The organism is Achromobacter sp. HNDS-1 (assembly GCF_040084795.1).
Classification (GTDB): Bacteria; Pseudomonadota; Gammaproteobacteria; order Burkholderiales; family Burkholderiaceae_B; genus Achromobacter; species Achromobacter ruhlandii.
Genome location: NZ_CP157584.1, coordinates 4,017,054 through 4,034,077 on the forward strand (window position 1 = coordinate 4,017,054; position 17,024 = coordinate 4,034,077).

The 17,024-nt window shown below is 67.7% G+C and carries 19 protein-coding genes; 6 read left to right on the forward strand and 13 right to left on the reverse strand.

The window, feature by feature from the left end; all coding sequences use genetic code 11:
• Window positions 1–5: 5 nt before the first annotated feature.
• Together ABFG95_RS18640 and ABFG95_RS18645 are read right to left on the reverse strand one after the other, a co-directional pair.
• Entirely contained in the window at window positions 6–650 is a 645-nt protein-coding gene (locus ABFG95_RS18640; protein WP_238909535.1) for a LysE family translocator, read from the reverse strand.
• The gene (locus tag ABFG95_RS18645; protein WP_100508681.1) at window positions 647–1,573 is read right to left on the reverse strand and encodes a DMT family transporter; all 927 of its coding nucleotides are present in this window, start codon (window positions 1,571–1,573) and stop codon (window positions 647–649) included. Before ABFG95_RS18645 ends, ABFG95_RS18640 begins: the two co-directional genes overlap by 4 nt.
• Before the next feature lie 137 nt (window positions 1,574–1,710).
• On the opposite strand from ABFG95_RS18645, the gene ABFG95_RS18650 reads away from it, so the two are divergent.
• The 4 genes from ABFG95_RS18650 to fusA all read left to right on the forward strand — a co-directional run bounded on the left by ABFG95_RS18650 (window position 1,711) and on the right by fusA (window position 6,485).
• Window positions 1,711–3,150, forward strand: coding sequence for a PLP-dependent aminotransferase family protein (locus ABFG95_RS18650; protein ID WP_059269305.1), 1,440 nt, complete (start codon window positions 1,711–1,713; stop codon window positions 3,148–3,150).
• A gap of 46 nt (window positions 3,151–3,196) precedes the next feature.
• On the forward strand, window positions 3,197–3,541 hold the full coding sequence (locus tag ABFG95_RS18655; RefSeq protein WP_025137488.1) for a TIGR01244 family sulfur transferase: 345 nt from the start codon (window positions 3,197–3,199) through the stop codon (window positions 3,539–3,541).
• Window positions 3,542–3,628: 87 nt separating this feature from the next.
• A complete protein-coding gene (locus ABFG95_RS18660) occupies window positions 3,629–4,093 on the forward strand; it encodes a universal stress protein (protein WP_006388728.1) in 465 nt (154 codons plus the stop codon).
• 280 nt (window positions 4,094–4,373) lie between these two features.
• Window positions 4,374–6,485, forward strand: a complete 2,112-nt coding sequence (fusA, locus tag ABFG95_RS18665; protein ID WP_049071316.1) for an elongation factor G — start codon at window positions 4,374–4,376, stop codon at window positions 6,483–6,485.
• A 70-nt stretch (window positions 6,486–6,555) separates the two neighbouring features.
• Here fusA and ABFG95_RS18670 read toward each other — a convergent pair whose 3' ends face one another.
• Window positions 6,556–7,512: a DMT family transporter gene (locus tag ABFG95_RS18670; RefSeq protein ID WP_348994834.1), complete on the reverse strand. Its 957-nt coding sequence runs from the start codon at window positions 7,510–7,512 to the stop codon at window positions 6,556–6,558.
• Between the two features lie 244 nt (window positions 7,513–7,756).
• Between ABFG95_RS18670 and ABFG95_RS18675 the strand changes: the two genes are divergently transcribed.
• Window positions 7,757–8,227, forward strand: coding sequence for an Lrp/AsnC family transcriptional regulator (locus tag ABFG95_RS18675; RefSeq protein WP_054416331.1), 471 nt, complete (start codon window positions 7,757–7,759; stop codon window positions 8,225–8,227).
• A 13-nt stretch (window positions 8,228–8,240) separates the two neighbouring features.
• Here the strand turns inward: ABFG95_RS18675 and ABFG95_RS18680 are convergent, their stop codons facing one another.
• Entirely contained in the window at window positions 8,241–9,050 is an 810-nt protein-coding gene (locus tag ABFG95_RS18680; RefSeq protein ID WP_049071321.1) for an alpha/beta hydrolase, read from the reverse strand.
• A 141-nt stretch (window positions 9,051–9,191) separates the two neighbouring features.
• On the opposite strand from ABFG95_RS18680, the gene ABFG95_RS18685 reads away from it, so the two are divergent.
• The gene (locus ABFG95_RS18685; RefSeq protein WP_049071322.1) at window positions 9,192–9,689 is read left to right on the forward strand and encodes a YbaK/EbsC family protein; all 498 of its coding nucleotides are present in this window, start codon (window positions 9,192–9,194) and stop codon (window positions 9,687–9,689) included.
• Between the two features lie 54 nt (window positions 9,690–9,743).
• On the opposite strand, the gene ABFG95_RS18690 is transcribed toward ABFG95_RS18685, so the two are convergent.
• From ABFG95_RS18690 to ybgC, 9 genes are all read right to left on the reverse strand, one after another.
• Window positions 9,744–10,547, reverse strand: coding sequence for an ABC transporter ATP-binding protein (locus tag ABFG95_RS18690; RefSeq protein WP_175147078.1), 804 nt, complete (start codon window positions 10,545–10,547; stop codon window positions 9,744–9,746).
• On the reverse strand, window positions 10,544–11,587 hold the full coding sequence (locus ABFG95_RS18695; protein WP_238909540.1) for an iron ABC transporter permease: 1,044 nt from the start codon (window positions 11,585–11,587) through the stop codon (window positions 10,544–10,546). The genes ABFG95_RS18690 and ABFG95_RS18695 overlap by 4 nt, the downstream gene beginning before the upstream one ends.
• The gene (ybgF, locus tag ABFG95_RS18700) at window positions 11,587–12,279 is read right to left on the reverse strand and encodes a tol-pal system protein YbgF (RefSeq protein ID WP_049071329.1); all 693 of its coding nucleotides are present in this window, start codon (window positions 12,277–12,279) and stop codon (window positions 11,587–11,589) included. The genes ABFG95_RS18695 and ybgF overlap by 1 nt, the downstream gene beginning before the upstream one ends.
• An 86-nt stretch (window positions 12,280–12,365) precedes the next feature.
• Window positions 12,366–12,866 carry a peptidoglycan-associated lipoprotein Pal gene (pal, locus tag ABFG95_RS18705; protein WP_006388738.1) on the reverse strand — a complete coding sequence of 167 codons (501 nt, stop codon included), beginning with the start codon at window positions 12,864–12,866 and terminating at the stop codon, window positions 12,366–12,368.
• A gap of 31 nt (window positions 12,867–12,897) precedes the next feature.
• Window positions 12,898–14,220: a Tol-Pal system beta propeller repeat protein TolB gene (tolB, locus tag ABFG95_RS18710; RefSeq protein ID WP_049071331.1), complete on the reverse strand. Its 1,323-nt coding sequence runs from the start codon at window positions 14,218–14,220 to the stop codon at window positions 12,898–12,900.
• A 16-nt stretch (window positions 14,221–14,236) separates the two neighbouring features.
• The gene (tolA, locus tag ABFG95_RS18715; protein ID WP_348994835.1) at window positions 14,237–15,367 is read right to left on the reverse strand and encodes a cell envelope integrity protein TolA; all 1,131 of its coding nucleotides are present in this window, start codon (window positions 15,365–15,367) and stop codon (window positions 14,237–14,239) included.
• 39 nt (window positions 15,368–15,406) lie between these two features.
• Window positions 15,407–15,865 (reverse strand): ExbD/TolR family protein, encoded by a 459-nt coding sequence (locus tag ABFG95_RS18720; protein WP_006392914.1) that lies wholly within the window; start codon window positions 15,863–15,865, stop codon window positions 15,407–15,409.
• Entirely contained in the window at window positions 15,865–16,545 is a 681-nt protein-coding gene (gene tolQ, locus ABFG95_RS18725) for a protein TolQ (protein WP_049071335.1), read from the reverse strand. Before tolQ ends, ABFG95_RS18720 begins: the two co-directional genes overlap by 1 nt.
• Window positions 16,546–16,547: 2 nt before the next feature.
• Entirely contained in the window at window positions 16,548–16,970 is a 423-nt protein-coding gene (gene ybgC, locus ABFG95_RS18730; RefSeq protein ID WP_049071336.1) for a tol-pal system-associated acyl-CoA thioesterase, read from the reverse strand.
• Window positions 16,971–17,024: the final 54 nt, after the last annotated feature.

Below are 17,024 nucleotides of genomic sequence, written 5' to 3' on the forward strand. Positions count from 1 at the left end.
CGCGTTCAGCGCAGCGCTTCCAGCACCACCGGATACAGCGAGGCCACCAGCAACAGGGCCATGGTGATGTTGAAAGCCCGGATCGCCCACGGCTTGTGCAATACCCGGCGCAGCGCGGTGCCGAAGGTGACCCAGATGCCGATGCTGGGCAGGTTGACGAGGCCGCAGACCAGCGTGGCGATCACCAGGTTGGCGAAGAAACCCGCTTGCGGCGTGTAGGTCGCGATAATGCCCACCGCCATCACCCAGGCCTTGGGATTGACCCATTGGAAGGCTGCCGCCTGCAGGAAAGTCATCGGCTTGCCGCGGGCATGGCCTTCTTCCACCCCGCCCGAATTGGCGATCTTCCAGGCCAGGTACAGCAGGTAGGCGGCGCCGCCGTACTTCAGCACGGTGTACAGCACCGGCAACTCCTGGAACACGGAACCCAGGCCGATGCCCACCAGGAAGATCATCAGCGTGAAGCCCAGGTTCACGCCCAGCAGGTGCGGCATACTGCGGCGGAAGCCGAAGTTCAGGCCGGATGCGGCCAGCATGACGTTGTTGGGCCCGGGCGTGATCGAGCTGACCAGCGCGAACAGGGCCAGGGGCCCCAGCAAGGACAGGGAAGTGAGCGGCACGTCGGCCAGACTGGAAGGGAACAGCGTCATTTCTTGACTCCAACGATCGCGCGGCGGCCGCCGGCGATGACCACGATGACGGCGAGGGCGAACAGGAACGTGGTCAGGTCCACGGCCTCGCCGAAAAACAGGGCCGCGGCCAGGACCGTCAGGAACGGCTGCAGCAACTGGATCTGCCCGACGCGGGCAATGCCGCCCGCCGCCAGGCCGCGATACCAGGCAAAAAATCCCAGGAACATCGAGCCGAACGCCAGATAGGCGCAGGCCCAGATGACGTCGACGGCGGGCCAGCCGGCCTGCCGCGAGGCCATCCAGCCGACCGGCACCGCCAGCACCGGCGCGCTGATGGCCAGCGCCCAGCAGATGGTGCGCCAGCCCCCCAGCGTGCGCGAGGCGCGCGCACCCTCGGCATAGCCCATCCCGCCCAGCAGCACCGCCAGCAACAGCCAGAAATCGCCCATCGCCAGCGCGCCCTGCCCCTCGCGCAGCGCGAATGCGCACACCAGGGCGGCGCCCACCATGGCCCAGCCCCAGAATGCCGGCGAGGGACGTTCGCCGCTGCGCCAGGCCGCGAAGACGGCCGTGGACAGCGGCAGCAGGCCGTTGAACACCGCGCCGTGCGACGATGCGACGGTCTGCATCGCCAGCGTCGAGGCCAGCGGCCACCCCACCACGATGCCAAGCGCGGCCAGGATGACGCCGGGCCATTCGCGGCGATCGGGCCGCCGGCTGCGGGTCAGCCACAGCAGGGCCAGTGCCGGCACAGCCGCCAGCAAGGCCCGTCCCAGGCCCACCAGCAGCGGCGGCAATTCGGCCACCGCGAGCCGTGTCATCGGCAGTGTCAGCGAGAACACCAGCACGCCCAGCAGGCCGTAGCCATAGCCCTCCCAGGGCGAGGGGCGGGACGCAACGGGGGCGGCCTGGGGCGAGGGATACAACGCGGTGCGGCGCATCGGTGGGCGTCCAGAAAAAAGGGGCGGTCCACAGGGCTTGCGGGTTGACGCCATTGCTGTCACTCTACGCATAGTCATCGGTACAGTACCGGTACACCTTTGCATGTCACTTTAACCACTGGCCTGGTGAAATTCCCATGACAGTTGCTTCGCCTTCCATGCCCTGGCAGCCCGTGCGCCAGGCCGACGCCACGCTGGTGGCGCAACTGGCCGACGGCCTGGCCCGGCGCATCGACGAACAGGGCCTGCGGCCTGGCACCCGCCTGCCGTCGATCCGCAAGATGGCCGAGCAATCCGGCGTCAGCCGCTTCACGGTGGTGGAGGCCTATGACCGGCTGGTGGCGCGCGGCCTGGTGCAGTCGCGCCGTGGCGCCGGATTCTTCGTGCGCGCCCGCAGCGGTCCGCTGGCTCCCGCGGCCAGCGTGCCCGCGCCTGCCGGCCAGGCCTTTGTCCCGCCCGCGCGGGTCGACATCGCCTGGCTGTTGCGCAGCATGTTCCGCGAGGGGGGCGGTCCCGGCATGCCGGGCGGCGCCGGCCTGCTGCCGGCGGAATGGCTCGATCCGGAAATGGTGGCGGGCGCGGTGCGCGCCGTCGGCCGCTCGGTGCGCGGCCATCTGGTGTCCTATGGCCACCCGCAGGGGTTTTCGCCGCTGCGCCAGCAGATCGCGGCGTCGCTGCAGAGCGACGGCGTGCCGGCCCATCCCGAACGCAATCTGCTCACCACCAATGGCGTCACCCACGGGCTCGACCTGATCGCCCGCCTGCTGGTGCAGCCGGGCGATACCGTGCTGGTCGAGGACCCGGCCTGGTTCGTCATCTTCGGCCGCCTGGCGGCCTTCGGCGCGCGCCTGATCGGGGTGCCGCGCGGCCCCGACGGCCCCGATATCGCCCTGCTGGAGCAACTGGCGGCGCAGCACAAGCCCAAGCTGTTCATCATCAACAGCGCGGTGCACAACCCAACCGGCCATACCCTGTCGGCGGGCGCCGCCTACGACATCCTGCGCATCGCCGAGCGCCACGATTTCCTGGTGGTGGAAGACGACACCTACGGCGAGCTGCACCCCGGCGGCGCCATGAAGCTGGCGGTGCTGGACCGGCTCAACCGCGTTATCCTGGTCAGCGGTTATTCCAAGATGCTGGCGGCCAGCCTGCGGGTCGGCTACCTGGCCGCCAATCCCGATATCCTGCAGAAGCTGGCCGACCTGAAAATGCTGGCCGGGCTGACCTCGCCCGAACTGGGCGAGCGGGTGGTGCACCGGGTGCTGATGGAAGGCCAGTACCGACGCCACATCGAGCGTGTGCGCCAGCGCGTGGACGAGGCCCGCCAGCGCTGCCTGAAAGGGTTGCTCAAGCTGGGCTTGACCATCCGGCATGAGCCGCAGGCCGGCATGTTCGTCTGGGCCGATTGCGGCCGCGATAGCGAGGTGCTGGCTCGCGCCGCCGCCGACCGCGGCATGTTGCTGGCGCCCGGCACGCTGTTCTCGCCCTCGCAGGGGCCGTCGACGATGTTGCGCTTTTCCGTTTCCATGGCCGATGATCGCGGCGTCTGGAACGTGCTGGAAAAGCTTTTCGCCTGAAACGGCTCCTACAATAATACGCAGTCACCCCCATCAAGGAATCGCCATGTCCGCACCCATCAAGCCCCTCACCGAGAACTTCGCCGTCGCCCCGCAACTGGGTCCCGACGACATGGCCGACGTGGCCGCCGCCGGCTACAAGAGCGTCATCATCAACCGTCCCGACTTCGAGGGCGGCCCCGACCAGCCGACCGCCGCCGACGTGTCCAAGGCCGCCGCCGCCGCCGGCCTGAAAATCGAATACCAGCCGGTCGTCGGCAGCGCCATGACCGCGGCCGACGTGGTCCGCTTCGCCGAACTGCTGCGCACCCTGCCGGGCCCGGTGCTGGCGTACTGCCGTACCGGCACCCGCTGCACCAACCTGTTCGCCGCCGCCCAGCAACTGGGTTGATGCGTATCAATGGCGCCGGGTTCGCTTGATGTGAACCTGGCGGGTTTCCGGTAGCATGGAGCTTCCTCTCAAACAGGAGCAGGCAAGATGTTCAAGAAGATCCTGATTCCCACCGACGGCTCGCCGCTGTCGGCCCAAGCCGCCAACGCCGGCATTTCCTTCGCGCGCTCGGTGGGCGCTGACGTCGTCGCCCTCTACGTGACGCAGCCGTTCGCCGCCACCATCGGTTTCGACGGCATGGCCGCGGCCTACGCCATCACCGACGAAGACTACGAAAAGGCCTCGGCCGAGCAGGCCGACAAGTACCTCAAGCAGATCACCGACCGCGCCGACACCGCCGGCGTGAAGTCCGAGGCGCGCGCCGTGTCCAACTTCAACGTGGCCGACGGCATCGTCCAGGCCGCCGCCGACGCCGGTTGCGACCTGATCTTCATCGGCAGCCACGGCCGCAGCGGCCTGTCGCGCCTGCTGCTGGGCAGCGTCACCGCCAAGGTGCTGTCGCTGGCCAGCACCGCCGTGCTGGTGTATCGCGTCAAGGAAGAAAAGAAGTAATCCCGGCCCGCCTCGCCGGCGTCAGGCCGCTGTCAGGCCCGCCGGCGGCGCCGCCCGCCCAGCCCCTTCCCGCCGAGGGGCTTTTTCTTGCCCGCGCCATCCCCTATGGCGCTTATGGCTAAAGCTTGTAAACCGGCTCGCGGCGCGTAATATTCAAGGATAGTGCGGGCGCGGTTTCGCAACACCCGAGCACACCTCTCAACGCGGCATGGCGCCCGCCGCGGCAGTATCCGGTCGGACCTGCCGCCCATTCCTGGTGATTACTGCAAGGAACGAGGCCATGACTCGCAAGACGCCTATCGAGCTATACCGGAACATCGGCATCAGCGCCCACATCGACGCGGGCAAGACGACGACCACCGAGCGCATCCTCTTCTATACCGGTATCACCCACAAGATCGGCGAAGTGCATAACGGCGCCGCCGTGATGGACTGGATGGAGCAGGAACAGGAACGCGGCATCACCATCACGTCCGCCGCCACCACCGCCTTCTGGAAGGGCATGGGCGGCAATTACCCCGAACACCGCATCAACATCATCGACACGCCGGGCCACGTCGACTTCACCATCGAGGTCGAACGCTCCATGCGCGTGCTGGACGGCGCCGTCATGGTCTATGACGCGGTCGGCGGCGTGCAGCCGCAATCCGAGACCGTCTGGCGCCAGGCCAACAAGTACCGCGTGCCGCGGCTGGCCTTCGTCAACAAGATGGACCGCGTCGGCGCCGACTTCCTGCGCGTGCAGCGCCAGATCAGCGAACGCCTGAAGGGCGATGCCGTGCCGGTGCAACTGCCGGTGGGCGCCGAGGACGGCTTCGAGGGCGTCATCGACCTGGTCAAGATGAAGGCCATCATCTGGGACGACGCCAGCCAGGGCGTGCGTTTCGAGTACCGCGATATTCCGCCGGCGCTGCAGGCGCAGGCGCAGGAATGGCACGACAAGATGGTCGAGAAGGCCGCCGAGGCCAATGAAACGCTGCTGGAGAAATACCTGGGTGGCGAGGCGCTGACCGAGGCCGAGATCAAGCAGGGCCTGCGCCAGCGCACGGTCGCCAACGAGATCGTGCCCATGCTGTGCGGCAGCGCCTTCAAGAACAAGGGCGTGCAGGCCATGCTGGACGCGGTCATCGACTACCTGCCGTCGCCGGTCGACGTGCCCGCCATCAAGGGCCACGACGAGCGCGACCACGAAATCGAGCGCCATCCCACCGACAAGGAACCGTTCTCGGCGCTGGCCTTCAAGATCATGACCGACCCGTTCGTCGGCCAGCTGGTGTTCTTCCGCGTCTACTCCGGCGTGGTCAAGTCCGGCGACTCGGTCTACAACCCGGTCAAGGAAAAGAAGGAACGCCTGGGCCGCATCCTGCAGATGCACGCCAACGAGCGGCGCGAGATCACCGAGGTCTATGCCGGCGACATCGCCGCGGCGGTGGGCGTCAAGGATGTCACCACCGGCGACACGCTGACCGATCCGGCGCACGTCATCGTGCTCGAACGCATGGTGTTCCCCGAGCCGGTCATCTCGCAGGCGGTCGAGCCCAAGACCAAGGCCGACCAGGAAAAGATGGGCATCGCCCTGGGCCGGCTGGCGCAGGAAGATCCCTCGTTCCGCGTGCGCACCGACGAGGAATCCGGCCAGACCATCATCTCCGGCATGGGCGAGCTGCACCTGGAAATCCTGGTCGACCGCATGAAGCGCGAGTTCGGCGTCGAGGCCACGGTGGGCAAGCCGCAGGTGGCCTACCGCGAGACCATCCGCAAGACCTGTGACGAAGTCGAAGGCAAGTTCGTCAAGCAGTCGGGCGGCCGCGGCCAGTACGGCCACGTGGTGCTCAAGATCGAGCCGCAGGAACCGGGCAAGGGTTACGAGTTCGTCGACGCCATCAAGGGCGGCGTGGTGCCGCGCGAGTTCATCCCGGCGGTGGACAAGGGCATCCGCGAATCGCTCAACGCCGGCGTGCTGGCGGGCTATCCGGTGGTCGACGTCAAGGTGACGCTGTTCTTCGGTTCGTATCACGACGTGGACTCGAACGAAAACGCCTTCAAGATGGCCGGCTCGATGGCCTTCAAGGAAGGCATGCGGCGCGCCGATCCGGTGCTGCTGGAACCGATGATGCAGGTCGAGGTGGAAACGCCCGAGGACTTCACCGGCAACGTCATGGGCGACCTGTCGTCGCGTCGCGGCATGGTGCAGGGCATGGAAGACATCGCCGGGGGCGGCGGCAAGGTGGTGCGGGCCGAGGTGCCGCTGGCCGAGATGTTCGGCTACTCCACCTCGCTGCGCTCGCTGACGCAGGGCCGCGCCACTTACACAATGGAGTTCAAGCACTACGCCGAAGCGCCGCGCCAGGTGGCGCAGGAAGTGATCGCGGCCCAGGGTTCGGGCCGCTGAATTCCGATCGGCTCGGAACAAGGGCCACCCGTGCGGGTGGCCCTTTTTTCATGTCGGCGCTACGTGTGCCTCATGCCGGCGCGGCGGCCCCGGCCGTCGTCGCCCGCACGCGCGAGGACGCCAGCTTCACGCCCAGCAGGATCATCACGAAGCCGTAGGCATGGAACAGTTGCGGCGCCTCGCCCAGCAGCGGCCAGGCCAGCAGCGCGGCATACACCGGCACCAGGAACATCGACAGGCCCGCGGTGGCGGGGCCGGCGCGGCTGATCAGGCGGCCGTAGACGTAATACGCGCCCAGGCTGGGCACCACCGCCAGGAACAGCAGCACCGCCGCCAGCCGTGGATCGCTCCAGGGCGGGGTGGCGCCGGTGGCGGCTTCGATGCCGGCGAACGGCGCCAGCGCGATCGCGCCGCCCAGCATCATCGCCGCCAGCCGCGCGCCATCCGGCACCGCCGGCTGCGCCAGGCGCTTCTGCAGCACCGTATAGAGCGCCCAGCCGGTGGCGGCCAGCAGCACCCACAGGTCGCCCTGGCCGAACGCCAGCCGCGCCAGCGCCCAGGCGTCGCCGCGCGTCAGCACCACCAGCACGCCGCCCAGCGCCAGCGCCAGCCCGGCGGCGCGCAGGGGCGAAAGGGGCTTGCGCCAGATGACTGCCTCCAGCAGCGCCACCAGGATCGGGCTGCATGAGAAGATCAGGGCGATGTTGGTGGCGCTGGTGCTTTGGGCGCCGATGTACTGCGGCGCCACCGCCACGCCCATGCCCAGCACCGCCAGCGGCAGCAGCGTGGGCAGGCCGCGCCACAGCGCCCGGCGATGCCGCAGCAAGGTCGGCGCGGCCAGCGGCAACAGGATCAGGAAGGCGATCAGCCAGCGGCCGAAGGCCAGGAAAACGGGGGGAAGGGCGGCGTCGTGGGCCCAGCGGGCGGCCACCATGTTGGAGGCGAAGAGCGCCGGCGCGGCCAGGAGCATGGCGGTGCCGGACAGGCCCAGGCCGGTTCTTGCGGGGACTGCTGCTGCGTGAGACATGATTTCCCGCCGCGCGGATCGGCGCGCGGCACACTGCGGTGGACTACACCGGCGTCAGCGCCGGGTTGTGCCACGGCGCGGGCGCTGGATCCGACGGGCGGGGTAATGCCCGTCTTGATGGAGAGTCTACGGCCGGGTCGGGAAAATAGGTTTCCTGATTCCCGCCAATTTGTCGGTATTGAAGGAATATATATCCTCTAGAATCAGGTTTTGCAGGGATAGTCTCTTCTACGGATTTTCCGCCGTGTCCACCCCACCCAAAATCGACGAAACCGACCGCAAGATCCTGCGCGCCCTGCGCGCCGACGGCCGCCTCACCAACCTGAAACTGGCCGAGCAGGTCGGCCTGTCGCCCACGCCCTGCTGGAACCGGGTCAAGGCGCTGGAGGACGCGGGCGTCATCGAGGGCTACGCGGCCCTGTTGAACCAGAAGGCGCTGGGCCTGCCGGACACGGTCATGATCGAGGTCACGCTCGAGCACCACGACGACGACACGCTGGCGCGCTTCGGCGAGGCGATCACCCGCCTGCCGCAAGTGGTGGAAGCGTTCCTGGTGACGGGCGAATACGACTACCTGATCAAGGTCGCGGTGGCCGGCACCGAAGGTTATGAAGAGTTCCTGCGCAAGCGGCTCTACAAGCTGCCCGGTGTGCGGCACAGCCGCTCGACCTTCGTGCTCAAGCGCCTCAAGCACACGCCGTCGGTCGAGCCCTGACGGCGCGCGCCGCTCAACCGCGCAGGAACGATTCGATGGCGCCGTTGAAGGCGCGCGGATTGCCCAGGTTCATGCCGTGCGACGAGCCGGCAATGTCCACCCGCCGCGATTGCGGCAGCCAGCTCTCCAGCGCGTCGAGCACGGCGGGGTAGGGATCGGGGCTCAACGCGCCGCCGATGAGCAGCGTCGGGAGTGTCAGCGAGGCGATCTCCTGCGGACTCAGCGAGGCCGGCGTCTCGCGAGCCTGGCCGAACAGCGTGCCGGCGTTGTCGCGCACCATTTCCTTGAACCAGGGCACCATGCGTTGCCAGGTGTCCGGTCCGGTCACTGTGTCCACGAACAGCGCCAGGCCTTCTTCCACGGCGCCGTCGCGGATGAGTTCGAGCGCCCGCTGGCGAAAGCCGCCCCGGGCGTCGTCGCCGCCAGGCAGCGGCAGGCCGGGATCGGCCAGCGTCAGGCTGCGCAGTGCGTCGGGGCGGGTCAGCGCGGCTTCCAGGGCCACGCGGCCGCCGCGCGAATGGCCCACCAGATGGGCGGGACCGCCCGCCACCTTGTCGATGAACGCCAGCACGTCGGCGCCGTGCTGCGCCACCGAGAAACCGTCGCCTTCGCCATCCCAGCTTTCGGGCCAATAGCGGCGCAGGCACACCGCCAGCACCCGGAACGAACGGCCCAGCGGCGCCATCTGCGATTTCCAGTAGCGACAGTCCGACAGCGAGCCGTGCACCAGCACCAGGGGCGCCCCTTCGCCGTACTCGGTGTAGGACATGGCATAGCCGCCGATATCGGCGCTTTGCAGGGGCAGGACGGGTTCGGAACGCATCGGATCGGGGTCGGGAAAGCCAGCCGGGCATTCTAGCCGTTTCACTCCCGCGGCAGCGGCACGCCCGCGTCCGCGGCGGGGGCATTCGCCGGGCTGATAAACTCGATTCCCGATCTTTTTGTCCTGAACGGAGTTCGCCAGATGTCCCTCGCCACCCCCGCCGATCTTCCCGAGTCCGCCCAACGCGTCGCCCGCCTGCTGGCCGAGATGGGCCATGACAAGCCGGTGGTGGTGCTACCGCAGACGGGCAAGACCTCGGCCGAGGCGGCGGCGGGGCTGGGGTGCGAGGTGGCACAGATCGCCAAGTCGATCATCTTCCGCCGGGCCGCCGATGACGCGCCGGTGCTGGTCATCGCCAGCGGTATCAACCGCGTCGATGAGTCCAAGGTCGCCGAGCAGGTCGGCGCGCTGGCCAAGGCCGATGCCAAGTTCGTGCGCGAGATGACCGGTTACGCCATCGGCGGCGTCTGCCCGATCGGTCACGCGGTCAAGCCCGTGATGCTGCTCGACCAGGACCTGTTCCAGTACGACAGCCTGTGGGCGGCGGCGGGGCACCCGCACGCGGTCTTCAACCTGACGCCGCGGCAATTGGCCGCCATGACCGGCGCGCCGGTCGCCGACGTGGCGCAGCGCGCCTAGCGCAGCCTGGAAAGCCCCGCGCCATGGCGCGGGCAGGCGGACGCCGCCGCGGGGTCAGTGCGGATCGGCCTCCAGATCGTCGATCAGCACCTGCAGCCGTCCCCGCGAGCAGGCCTCGACCCGGCCTCGCACGCCATACACGGCGGCCAGCGAGGCCGGCGTGATGACGTCGGCCGGCGCGCCTGCGGCGACCAGCCTGCCGCCATGGATCATCACCGCCCGGTCGGCGTGCTGCAGCGCCACGTTCAGGTCATGCAGCACGATCACCGTGATCAGCCCGTGGTCGGCGGTTTCCTGTTTCAGCAGCCGCATCACATGGAACTGGTAATTCAGGTCCAGCGCCGACAGCGGTTCGTCCAGCAGCAGCACGCGCGGCCGCCGCACCAGCGCCTGCGCCAGCCCCACCAGCTGCTTCTGGCCGCCGGACAGCGCGTCCAGGTAGGACAGCGCCAGATGGCCGATGCCCAGCCTTTCCAGCAGCCGGTCGATCCCGTGCAGGTCCGTCGGCGGACCCTCGGCCTCACTGGCGCGGGCCGCCACCAGCACCGATTCGAACACGCGCAGGTGCACGGCGGCTGGCAGGCTTTGCGGCAGATAGACCAGATGGCGCGCGCGGGTGGCGAAATCCATCCGCGCCAGCTCCAGGTCGTTTAGTCGCGCCTGTCCGGCGCGCACCTTCACCAGTCCCGCCAGCGCCTTGAGCAGCGTCGATTTGCCGCTGCCATTCGGGCCCAGCAGGGCCGTGACCTCGCCAGCGCCCAGGCGCGGCAAGGACAGGTCGTGCAGCACGTCCGTGCCGCCATAGCCGGCGCTGATGCCGTCGATCGCCAGCGCCGGCGCACGCGTGGCGCCCGTCATGGCAGCCTCCGGCGCAGCACCACCGCGACGAAGAATGGAATGCCGATCAGCGAGGTAACGATCCCGACCGGCACGATGACGCCAGGCGCGAGGTTCTTGGACGCCACCGAGGCCAGCGACAGGATGACGCCGCCGACCAACGCGCTGCCCGGCAGGAAAAAGCGGTGATCCTCGCCCACCAGCCGGCGGGCGATATGGGGCGCGATCAGGCCGATGAAACCGATGGTGCCGACGAACGCCACCGCCAGCGCCGACAGCAGGCTGACGCGCGCCAGCGCCGTCACGCGCACACGGCGCACGTCCACGCCGAAACTGGCGGCGCGTTCCTCGCCCAGCCGCAGCGCGGTCAGTTTCCAGGACTGGCGCATGGCCAGCGGCAGCGCCAGCGCGAACGCCAGCCCAAGGGCGGCCACGGTGGTCCAGCTCGAGCGCGCCAGGCTGCCCATGGTCCAGAACACCAGGCTCTGCAGCGCCTCGGCGCTGGCGGTGAACTGCACCAGCGATACCAGCGCGTTGAAGGTGAACACCATGGCGATGCCGAACAGCACCACGCCCGAGGTGTTGATGCCGCCCCGGCGCGCCACGCCGTCCAGCAGCAGGGCCGCCAGCATGGCGAACAGGAAGGCGTTGCCGGCGATCAGCCAGCCGTCGGGGATGCCGGGCAGCCCCAGGTGCAGCACGATAGCCAGCGACGCGCCGAAGGCGGCCGCCGACGACACGCCCAGCGTGAACGGGCTGGCCAGGGGATTGTTCAGGATGGTCTGCATTTCCGCCCCGGCCAGGCCCAGCGCCATGCCGACCAGCGCGGCCATCAGGGCGTAGGGCAGCCGGATGTCCCAGACGATCACGCGCAGCGTCGGATCGGCCGACGCCGGCGCGCTCAGCGTGCGCCACAGCTCGCTCCAACCCAGGCCCGAGGGGCCGAGCGTGAAGTCGAGCAGCAGCCCAATGCAAATCGCCGCCAGCAGCAGGGCGATGAGCCCCGCGCGGCGGCGCAGGATGTGCCGGTAAGCGGCGACCGCGGAAGCGGCTTCCGCCATTACTGCAACAGTTGCAGGCGGCTCTTGGCCGTGTTGGCGGCCGGCGTGGTCGGGTAGTCGCGCACGATGCGCTGCAGCGTGGTCTTGGCGCCGGCGCGGTTGTTCATCTCGATCTGGCTGCCGGCGATGACCAGCAGCGCGTCGGGGGCGCGGGCGTTGTCGGGCGCCTTCTGCACCATGGCGTTCAATTGCTCGATGGCGCCCTTGAAGTCCTTCAGGGCGTAGCGGCTGCTGCCCAGGTAGAACTGGGCGCTGGGCGCCAGTTGGCTGGCGGGGTAGAGCGCGGTGAAGGCGGCCAGCGATTCGGACGCCTCCTTGTACTGACCCTTGCGGAACAGGTCGATGGCGCCGTCGTAGGCGGCCTGCTCCTGCGGGTCGCCGGCCGTGGCGCCCGGCGGGTTGGCGCCGCCTGGCGCGCCGCCCGGCTTATTGGCGCTGGGCTGCTGGCGCGACACCAGTTCGAGCTGGTCGCGCAATTGGGCGATTTCCTGCTGCAGCGCCTGGATCTGGTCGGCCAATTGCAGTTTGGCCCGTTGGCTCTGCTCGTTCTGTTGCTGCACCTGCTGGCGCAAATCCAGGATGGCCTTGCGGGCCTCATCATCGGAGAAAGCGTGGGCGGGCGCCGTCAGGGCGGCCAGCACCAGGCCAGTGGCCGCCATCAGGGGACGCAGGGACAGAACGTTATCGCGCATGAAAATTCCCGGGGGATAAAAGCAAACGTCGGGACGGCCGGTTGACCGTCCCGACGCGTGGTGGGGCACTTAACTATACGGAAAGCTTAGCGCTGATAAACGATATCGGCGCGGCGGTTTTCCGCAAAGTCGGCTTCCGACGAGCCAGTCGCCTTCGGCTTTTCTTTGCCGAAGCTGATGGTTTCGATCTGGTTGTCGCTGACGCCCAGCAGGGTCATCATGCGACGCACGGCGTCGGCACGGCGCTGGCCCAGGGCCAGGTTGTATTCGGCGCCGCCGCGTTCGTCGGTGTTGCCTTCGATCTTGATTTTCTGCTGCTGGTGCGAGGCCAGGTAACGGGCGTGGGTTTCCACCAAGCCGCGGTACTGGTCGGACACCGTGTAGCTGTCGAAGTCAAAGTATACCGAGCGCTGTTGCGCCAGGATGCTTTGGGGGTTGAAGGGATCAAGGATCTGGCCGGAGGCCGAGGATCCTTGGCCAGCGCCTCCGCCCTGACCCGCTTTATCGTCGAGAGGGACGGAGCTGCAAGCTGCCAGGGTGGCGGCCAGAGCGGCGATGGTTAGGCTTTTGGCAATGCGCGACTTCATGATAGTTCCTTTGCAAAGAGAGTCACACGTGTTATCGGGTAAATGGGCCCCAAGTCGGTTCACGTATTTCCCCGTTCAGTACCGAAAGCGTCTGCCGTACGCGACCATCGCTCGAAACACCTGCAAGCACGCTACGTCCGTTTTGGATCGCGGCGTAGAGGACTTGCATGCCGTTCGGCGCGAAGCTTGGCGACTGATCGTCACGACCATCGGTCAACAAGTTCTCCGAGCCGGAGGACAGGTTCAACGATGCGATACGGAACGCGCCATCGCGTCTGGCAACGTACAGCAGCGTCGATCCATCGGGGGAAATTCGGGGTGAGATGTTGTAACCACCATTAAACGTGAGGCGGCGAGCATCGCCACCGTCCAGGCCGGTTTGGTAAATCTGCGGCCCGCCGCTGCGGTCACTGGTAAAGATAATGGAACGGCCGTCCGGCGTAAAGCTCGGCTCGGTGTCAATCCCGGGAGAACGCGTAACTCGCTTCATATTCGAGCCACCGGCCGCGCTAACGATGTAAATTTGCGACAGACCGTCACGCGTCAGGGCCACGGCCAGCTGGGTGCCGTCGGGCGACCAGCCGGGGGCGCTGTTGTTGCCCTTGAAGTTGGCGACCGGCACGCGGGCGCTGGTGGCCAGCGTGTGCACGTACACCACCGGCTTGCCGGATTCGAAGCTCACGTACGCCAGCTTGGAGCCATCGGGCGACCAGGACGGCGAAATGATCGGCTCGCGCGAGCGCAGGGCGACCTGCGGATTCTGGCCATCGGCGTCCGCCACCTGCAGTTCATAGGTGGCGCCTTGCTTGAGCACGTAGGCGATGCGGGTCGAGAACACGCCGCGCACGCCGGTGATCTTTTCATAGATGCGGTCGGCGATCTGGTGGGCGACGCGGCGCAGTTCCTGCTCGGTGCCGGAGAATGCGACGCCATCCAGCTGGCCCTTCTTGACCGTGTCCGCCAGGCGGTAGCGCACGTCGTAGCGGCCGTCGTTGCCGCGCACGATGCTGCCATAGGCGATGAAGTCGGCGCCCTTGGCGCGCCAGTCGTCATGGGCGATGGGCGAATCGACGTTCAGGCCAGACCCGGCGGCGTTGATGAGGCGGAACTGGCCGGTACGGGTCAGGTCGGCGCGGATCACGTCGGCCAGGGCGCGGCCATGGGTGTCGTCCACCGCGAAATCGGCGATGGCGACGGGATATTGGGTGGCGCCGGTGCCGGAGATATCGACACGCAGCTGGGCCTGGGCGGGCTTGATGGCCATCAGGCAGGCAAGCGCCAGCAGCAACAGGCCGAATCCATACGATCGCCAGAGAACGAGGGGGGAAGCTCGTCGGCTATGGGCGGGAGTCATAATCAGCAATCTCCTGTCAATCATACATTCTGTACACAACGTCAATGATGGGCTCGTAGCGGCCGGTCGAAGGCTTGGGGAAGGGGTTGCAACGGCGGATGCCGGTCTCGACCGCGCGGTCGAAGCCCGGGTTGCCGGAAGAACTGGTCAACGTGACCCCGTTAACCTTCCCGTCAGAACCTAACTGTACCCGGTATTGGGCCGTCGGATTGTCCGATCCGCTGCGCGGCGGCGGCGGGTAGGCCACGCCGGGCTGCACGCAGGCGCGCACCTTGGCGCCATAGCCGCTGTCGCGCCCGCCACCGGCCTGGTTGCGGTCGGCGGTGCCGCCGGGGATGCCGGCCGCGCCCAGGGCGTCGTTGCGGAACGCATCCTTGAGGGCCTTGTCGGCGGCGGCCTTCTTGGCGGCCTCTTCCTTGGCCTTCTTTTCGGCCGCGGCCTTTTCAGCGGCGGCTTTCTCGGCAGCCGCCTTTTCCGCCGCGGCCTTGTCGGCGGCAGCCTTGTCAGCGGCAGCCTTTTTGGCGGCGTCTTCCTTGGCCTTCTTCTCGGCGGCCGCCTTCTCGGCAGCGGCCTTCTCGGCAGCGGCCTTCTCGGCAGCGGCCTTTTCCGCCGCCGCCTTGTCGGCCGCGGCTTTCTCGGCCGCCTGGCGTTCCTGTTCGAGGCGCTTCTTTTCCTTCAGTTCGGCCTGCTTGCGCTCTTCTTCCAGGCGCGCCTTCTCCTTGGCCGCTTCGGCGGCCTGGCGGGCCTTTTCTTCCTGCTCGCGCTTTTTCTTGGCTTCCTGCAGGGCGATCTCAGGGTCGACTTCGTCGGGCTTGGGCTGGACCTGGGCTTCCGGCTTGGGCGGCGGCGGAGGAGGAGGCGGCTCGGGCTTCTTTTCCGGTTCCGGCTCGGGTTGCGGCTTGGGCTGGGGCTGGGGCTTGGGAGGCTCGGGCTGGGGTTGCGGCGGGGGCGAGACGGGCGAATTGCCGTCGGCCCACAGTTGCACTTCCACCGGGCCGGGGTTTTCGGTGCGCCAGTTCAGGTTGAAGATCAACACGGCCAGCAGCAGCGCGTGCACCAGCAACGCCAGGATCAGGGCGATCCGGTTGTCGTTGTTGGGCGGCGTGGCCGGGGGGCCGCTGTGGTGTCGAATGATGGGTGGCGTCATGAGCGTTGCAAGCCGGCGGCGCCGGCGGAGGGCGTCGCGTTAGCGTTTCTTCGCGGGAGCGGGCTGGTTGCCGCCGGCGGACTGGTCCACCAGCAGGCCCAGGCGGGTGATGCCATTGGTACGCAGCTCGTCCATGACCTTCACGACCGTCTCGTAGGGCACCTTGCCGTCGGCCGCGATCACCACCGGGGTTTCCGCGGTGATGCGCGAACGCACCTGCGCCACCAGTTCGGGGCGGGCGATGTCCTGCAGGGTGGCGCCCGGTTCGCGCATGCGCAGCGCGATCTTGCCGTCTTCCGAAATCTGGACTTCAAGCGGCTTGACCGGGACATCGGACGCCGCGCCCACCGAGGGCAACTGGATCAGGCCCGGCGTGATCAGCGGCGCGGTCACCATGAAGATGACCAGCAGCACCAGCATCACGTCGATGTAGGGCACCACGTTGATGTCGGCCTTCATGCGGCGGCCGGATCTGCCGCGCGAGCTTACCGAGGGCATTAGCGCACCTGCCGTTGCAGAATGTTCAGGAACTCATCGACGAAACTGTCGAAGCGGATCGAGATGCGGTCGATGTCGTTGGTGAAGCGGTTGTAGGCGACCACCGCGGGAATGGCGGCGAACAGGCCGATGGCGGTGGCGATCAGCGCTTCGGCGATACCCGGAGCCACCGAGGCCAGCGTGGCCTGCTGCATGTTCGACAGGCCGATGAAGGCGTGCATGATGCCCCAGACCGTGCCCAGCAGGCCGATGTAGGGCGAAACGGAGCCGGCCGAAGCCAGGAAGTTCAGGTGCGATTCCAGCGCATCCATTTCGCGCTGGTAGGCGGCGCGCATGGCGCGGCGCGGGCCGTCGAGCAGGGCGGTGGCGTCCGTGCTGGCGCTGCCGCGGCGGGCTTTCAGGAATTCGGTCATGCCGGCGTCGAAGATGCGGGCCAGGGCGCCTTGCTCGTCGCGGCGCGAGGCCACGGCCTGCTGCAGCATGGACAGGTCGCCGCCCGACCAGAAATCATCCTCGAAGCGGCGGGTCTGGGCGTGGGCGCGCTTGATGGCCAGCCGCTTGGCGAAGATGTAGGTCCAGGACATGATCGAGATGCCCAGGAGCATCAGCATGATCAGCTGGACCGGCACGCTGGCGTGCGAAATCAACGAAAGCAACGACATGTCGTTGGTGGCTTGCATGGTTATTCCTGAATTGATTCCAGTTTGGCGCGGACGTCGGCCGGCAGTTCCACCGGCCGCATGTTGACGGCATCGACGCAGCAGACTTGGATATTGCCTTCGGCAAGCAGTTCCCCGTCCCGTTCTGCGCGCTGCGCGAAGTGTATCGAAGCGCGGCCCAGTCGTGTGACCCGGCTGCGTATGGTAAGCAAATCGTCCAGTCTGGCCGGCTTGCGATAGGACATGTCCAGCGAGCGGACGACGAACAGCCGTTGCTCGCTGGCGGCCAGGCCGGATTGGTTGACTCCCAGGTCGCGCAGCCACTCGGTGCGGGCGCGTTCCAGGAATTTCAAGTAGTTGGCGTAGAAAACCACCCCGCCCGCGTCCGTGTCTTCATAGTAGACACGGACCTGCAGGCGGGATTCGGGGGACTTCGGATCGGTCACGATGCGGGTTTCGATGATGCGGGTCGGGACGCGAAAAGTCCGTAGTTGCTATAA

Bases quoted from the DNA above. Each gene is read 5' to 3' on its own strand.
- ABFG95_RS18640 (WP_238909535.1), bottom strand. From the start codon at position 650: ATGACGCTGTTCCCTTCCAGTCTGGCCGACGTGCCGCTCACTTCCCTG.
- ABFG95_RS18645 (WP_100508681.1), bottom strand. From the start codon at position 1,573: ATGCGCCGCACCGCGTTGTATCCCTCGCCCCAGGCCGCCCCCGTTGCG.
- ABFG95_RS18650 (WP_059269305.1), top strand. From the start codon at position 1,711: ATGACAGTTGCTTCGCCTTCCATGCCCTGGCAGCCCGTGCGCCAGGCC.
- ABFG95_RS18655 (WP_025137488.1), top strand. From the start codon at position 3,197: ATGTCCGCACCCATCAAGCCCCTCACCGAGAACTTCGCCGTCGCCCCG.
- ABFG95_RS18660 (WP_006388728.1), top strand. From the start codon at position 3,629: ATGTTCAAGAAGATCCTGATTCCCACCGACGGCTCGCCGCTGTCGGCC.
- fusA (WP_049071316.1), top strand. From the start codon at position 4,374: ATGACTCGCAAGACGCCTATCGAGCTATACCGGAACATCGGCATCAGC.
- ABFG95_RS18670 (WP_348994834.1), bottom strand. From the start codon at position 7,512: ATGTCTCACGCAGCAGCAGTCCCCGCAAGAACCGGCCTGGGCCTGTCC.
- ABFG95_RS18680 (WP_049071321.1), bottom strand. From the start codon at position 9,050: ATGCGTTCCGAACCCGTCCTGCCCCTGCAAAGCGCCGATATCGGCGGC.
- ABFG95_RS18685 (WP_049071322.1), top strand. From the start codon at position 9,192: ATGTCCCTCGCCACCCCCGCCGATCTTCCCGAGTCCGCCCAACGCGTC.
- ABFG95_RS18690 (WP_175147078.1), bottom strand. From the start codon at position 10,547: ATGACGGGCGCCACGCGTGCGCCGGCGCTGGCGATCGACGGCATCAGC.
- ABFG95_RS18695 (WP_238909540.1), bottom strand. From the start codon at position 11,587: ATGGCGGAAGCCGCTTCCGCGGTCGCCGCTTACCGGCACATCCTGCGC.
- ybgF (WP_049071329.1), bottom strand. From the start codon at position 12,279: ATGCGCGATAACGTTCTGTCCCTGCGTCCCCTGATGGCGGCCACTGGC.
- pal (WP_006388738.1), bottom strand. From the start codon at position 12,866: ATGAAGTCGCGCATTGCCAAAAGCCTAACCATCGCCGCTCTGGCCGCC.
- tolB (WP_049071331.1), bottom strand. From the start codon at position 14,220: ATGACTCCCGCCCATAGCCGACGAGCTTCCCCCCTCGTTCTCTGGCGA.
- tolA (WP_348994835.1), bottom strand. From the start codon at position 15,367: ATGACGCCACCCATCATTCGACACCACAGCGGCCCCCCGGCCACGCCG.
- ABFG95_RS18720 (WP_006392914.1), bottom strand. From the start codon at position 15,865: ATGCCCTCGGTAAGCTCGCGCGGCAGATCCGGCCGCCGCATGAAGGCC.
- tolQ (WP_049071335.1), bottom strand. From the start codon at position 16,545: ATGCAAGCCACCAACGACATGTCGTTGCTTTCGTTGATTTCGCACGCC.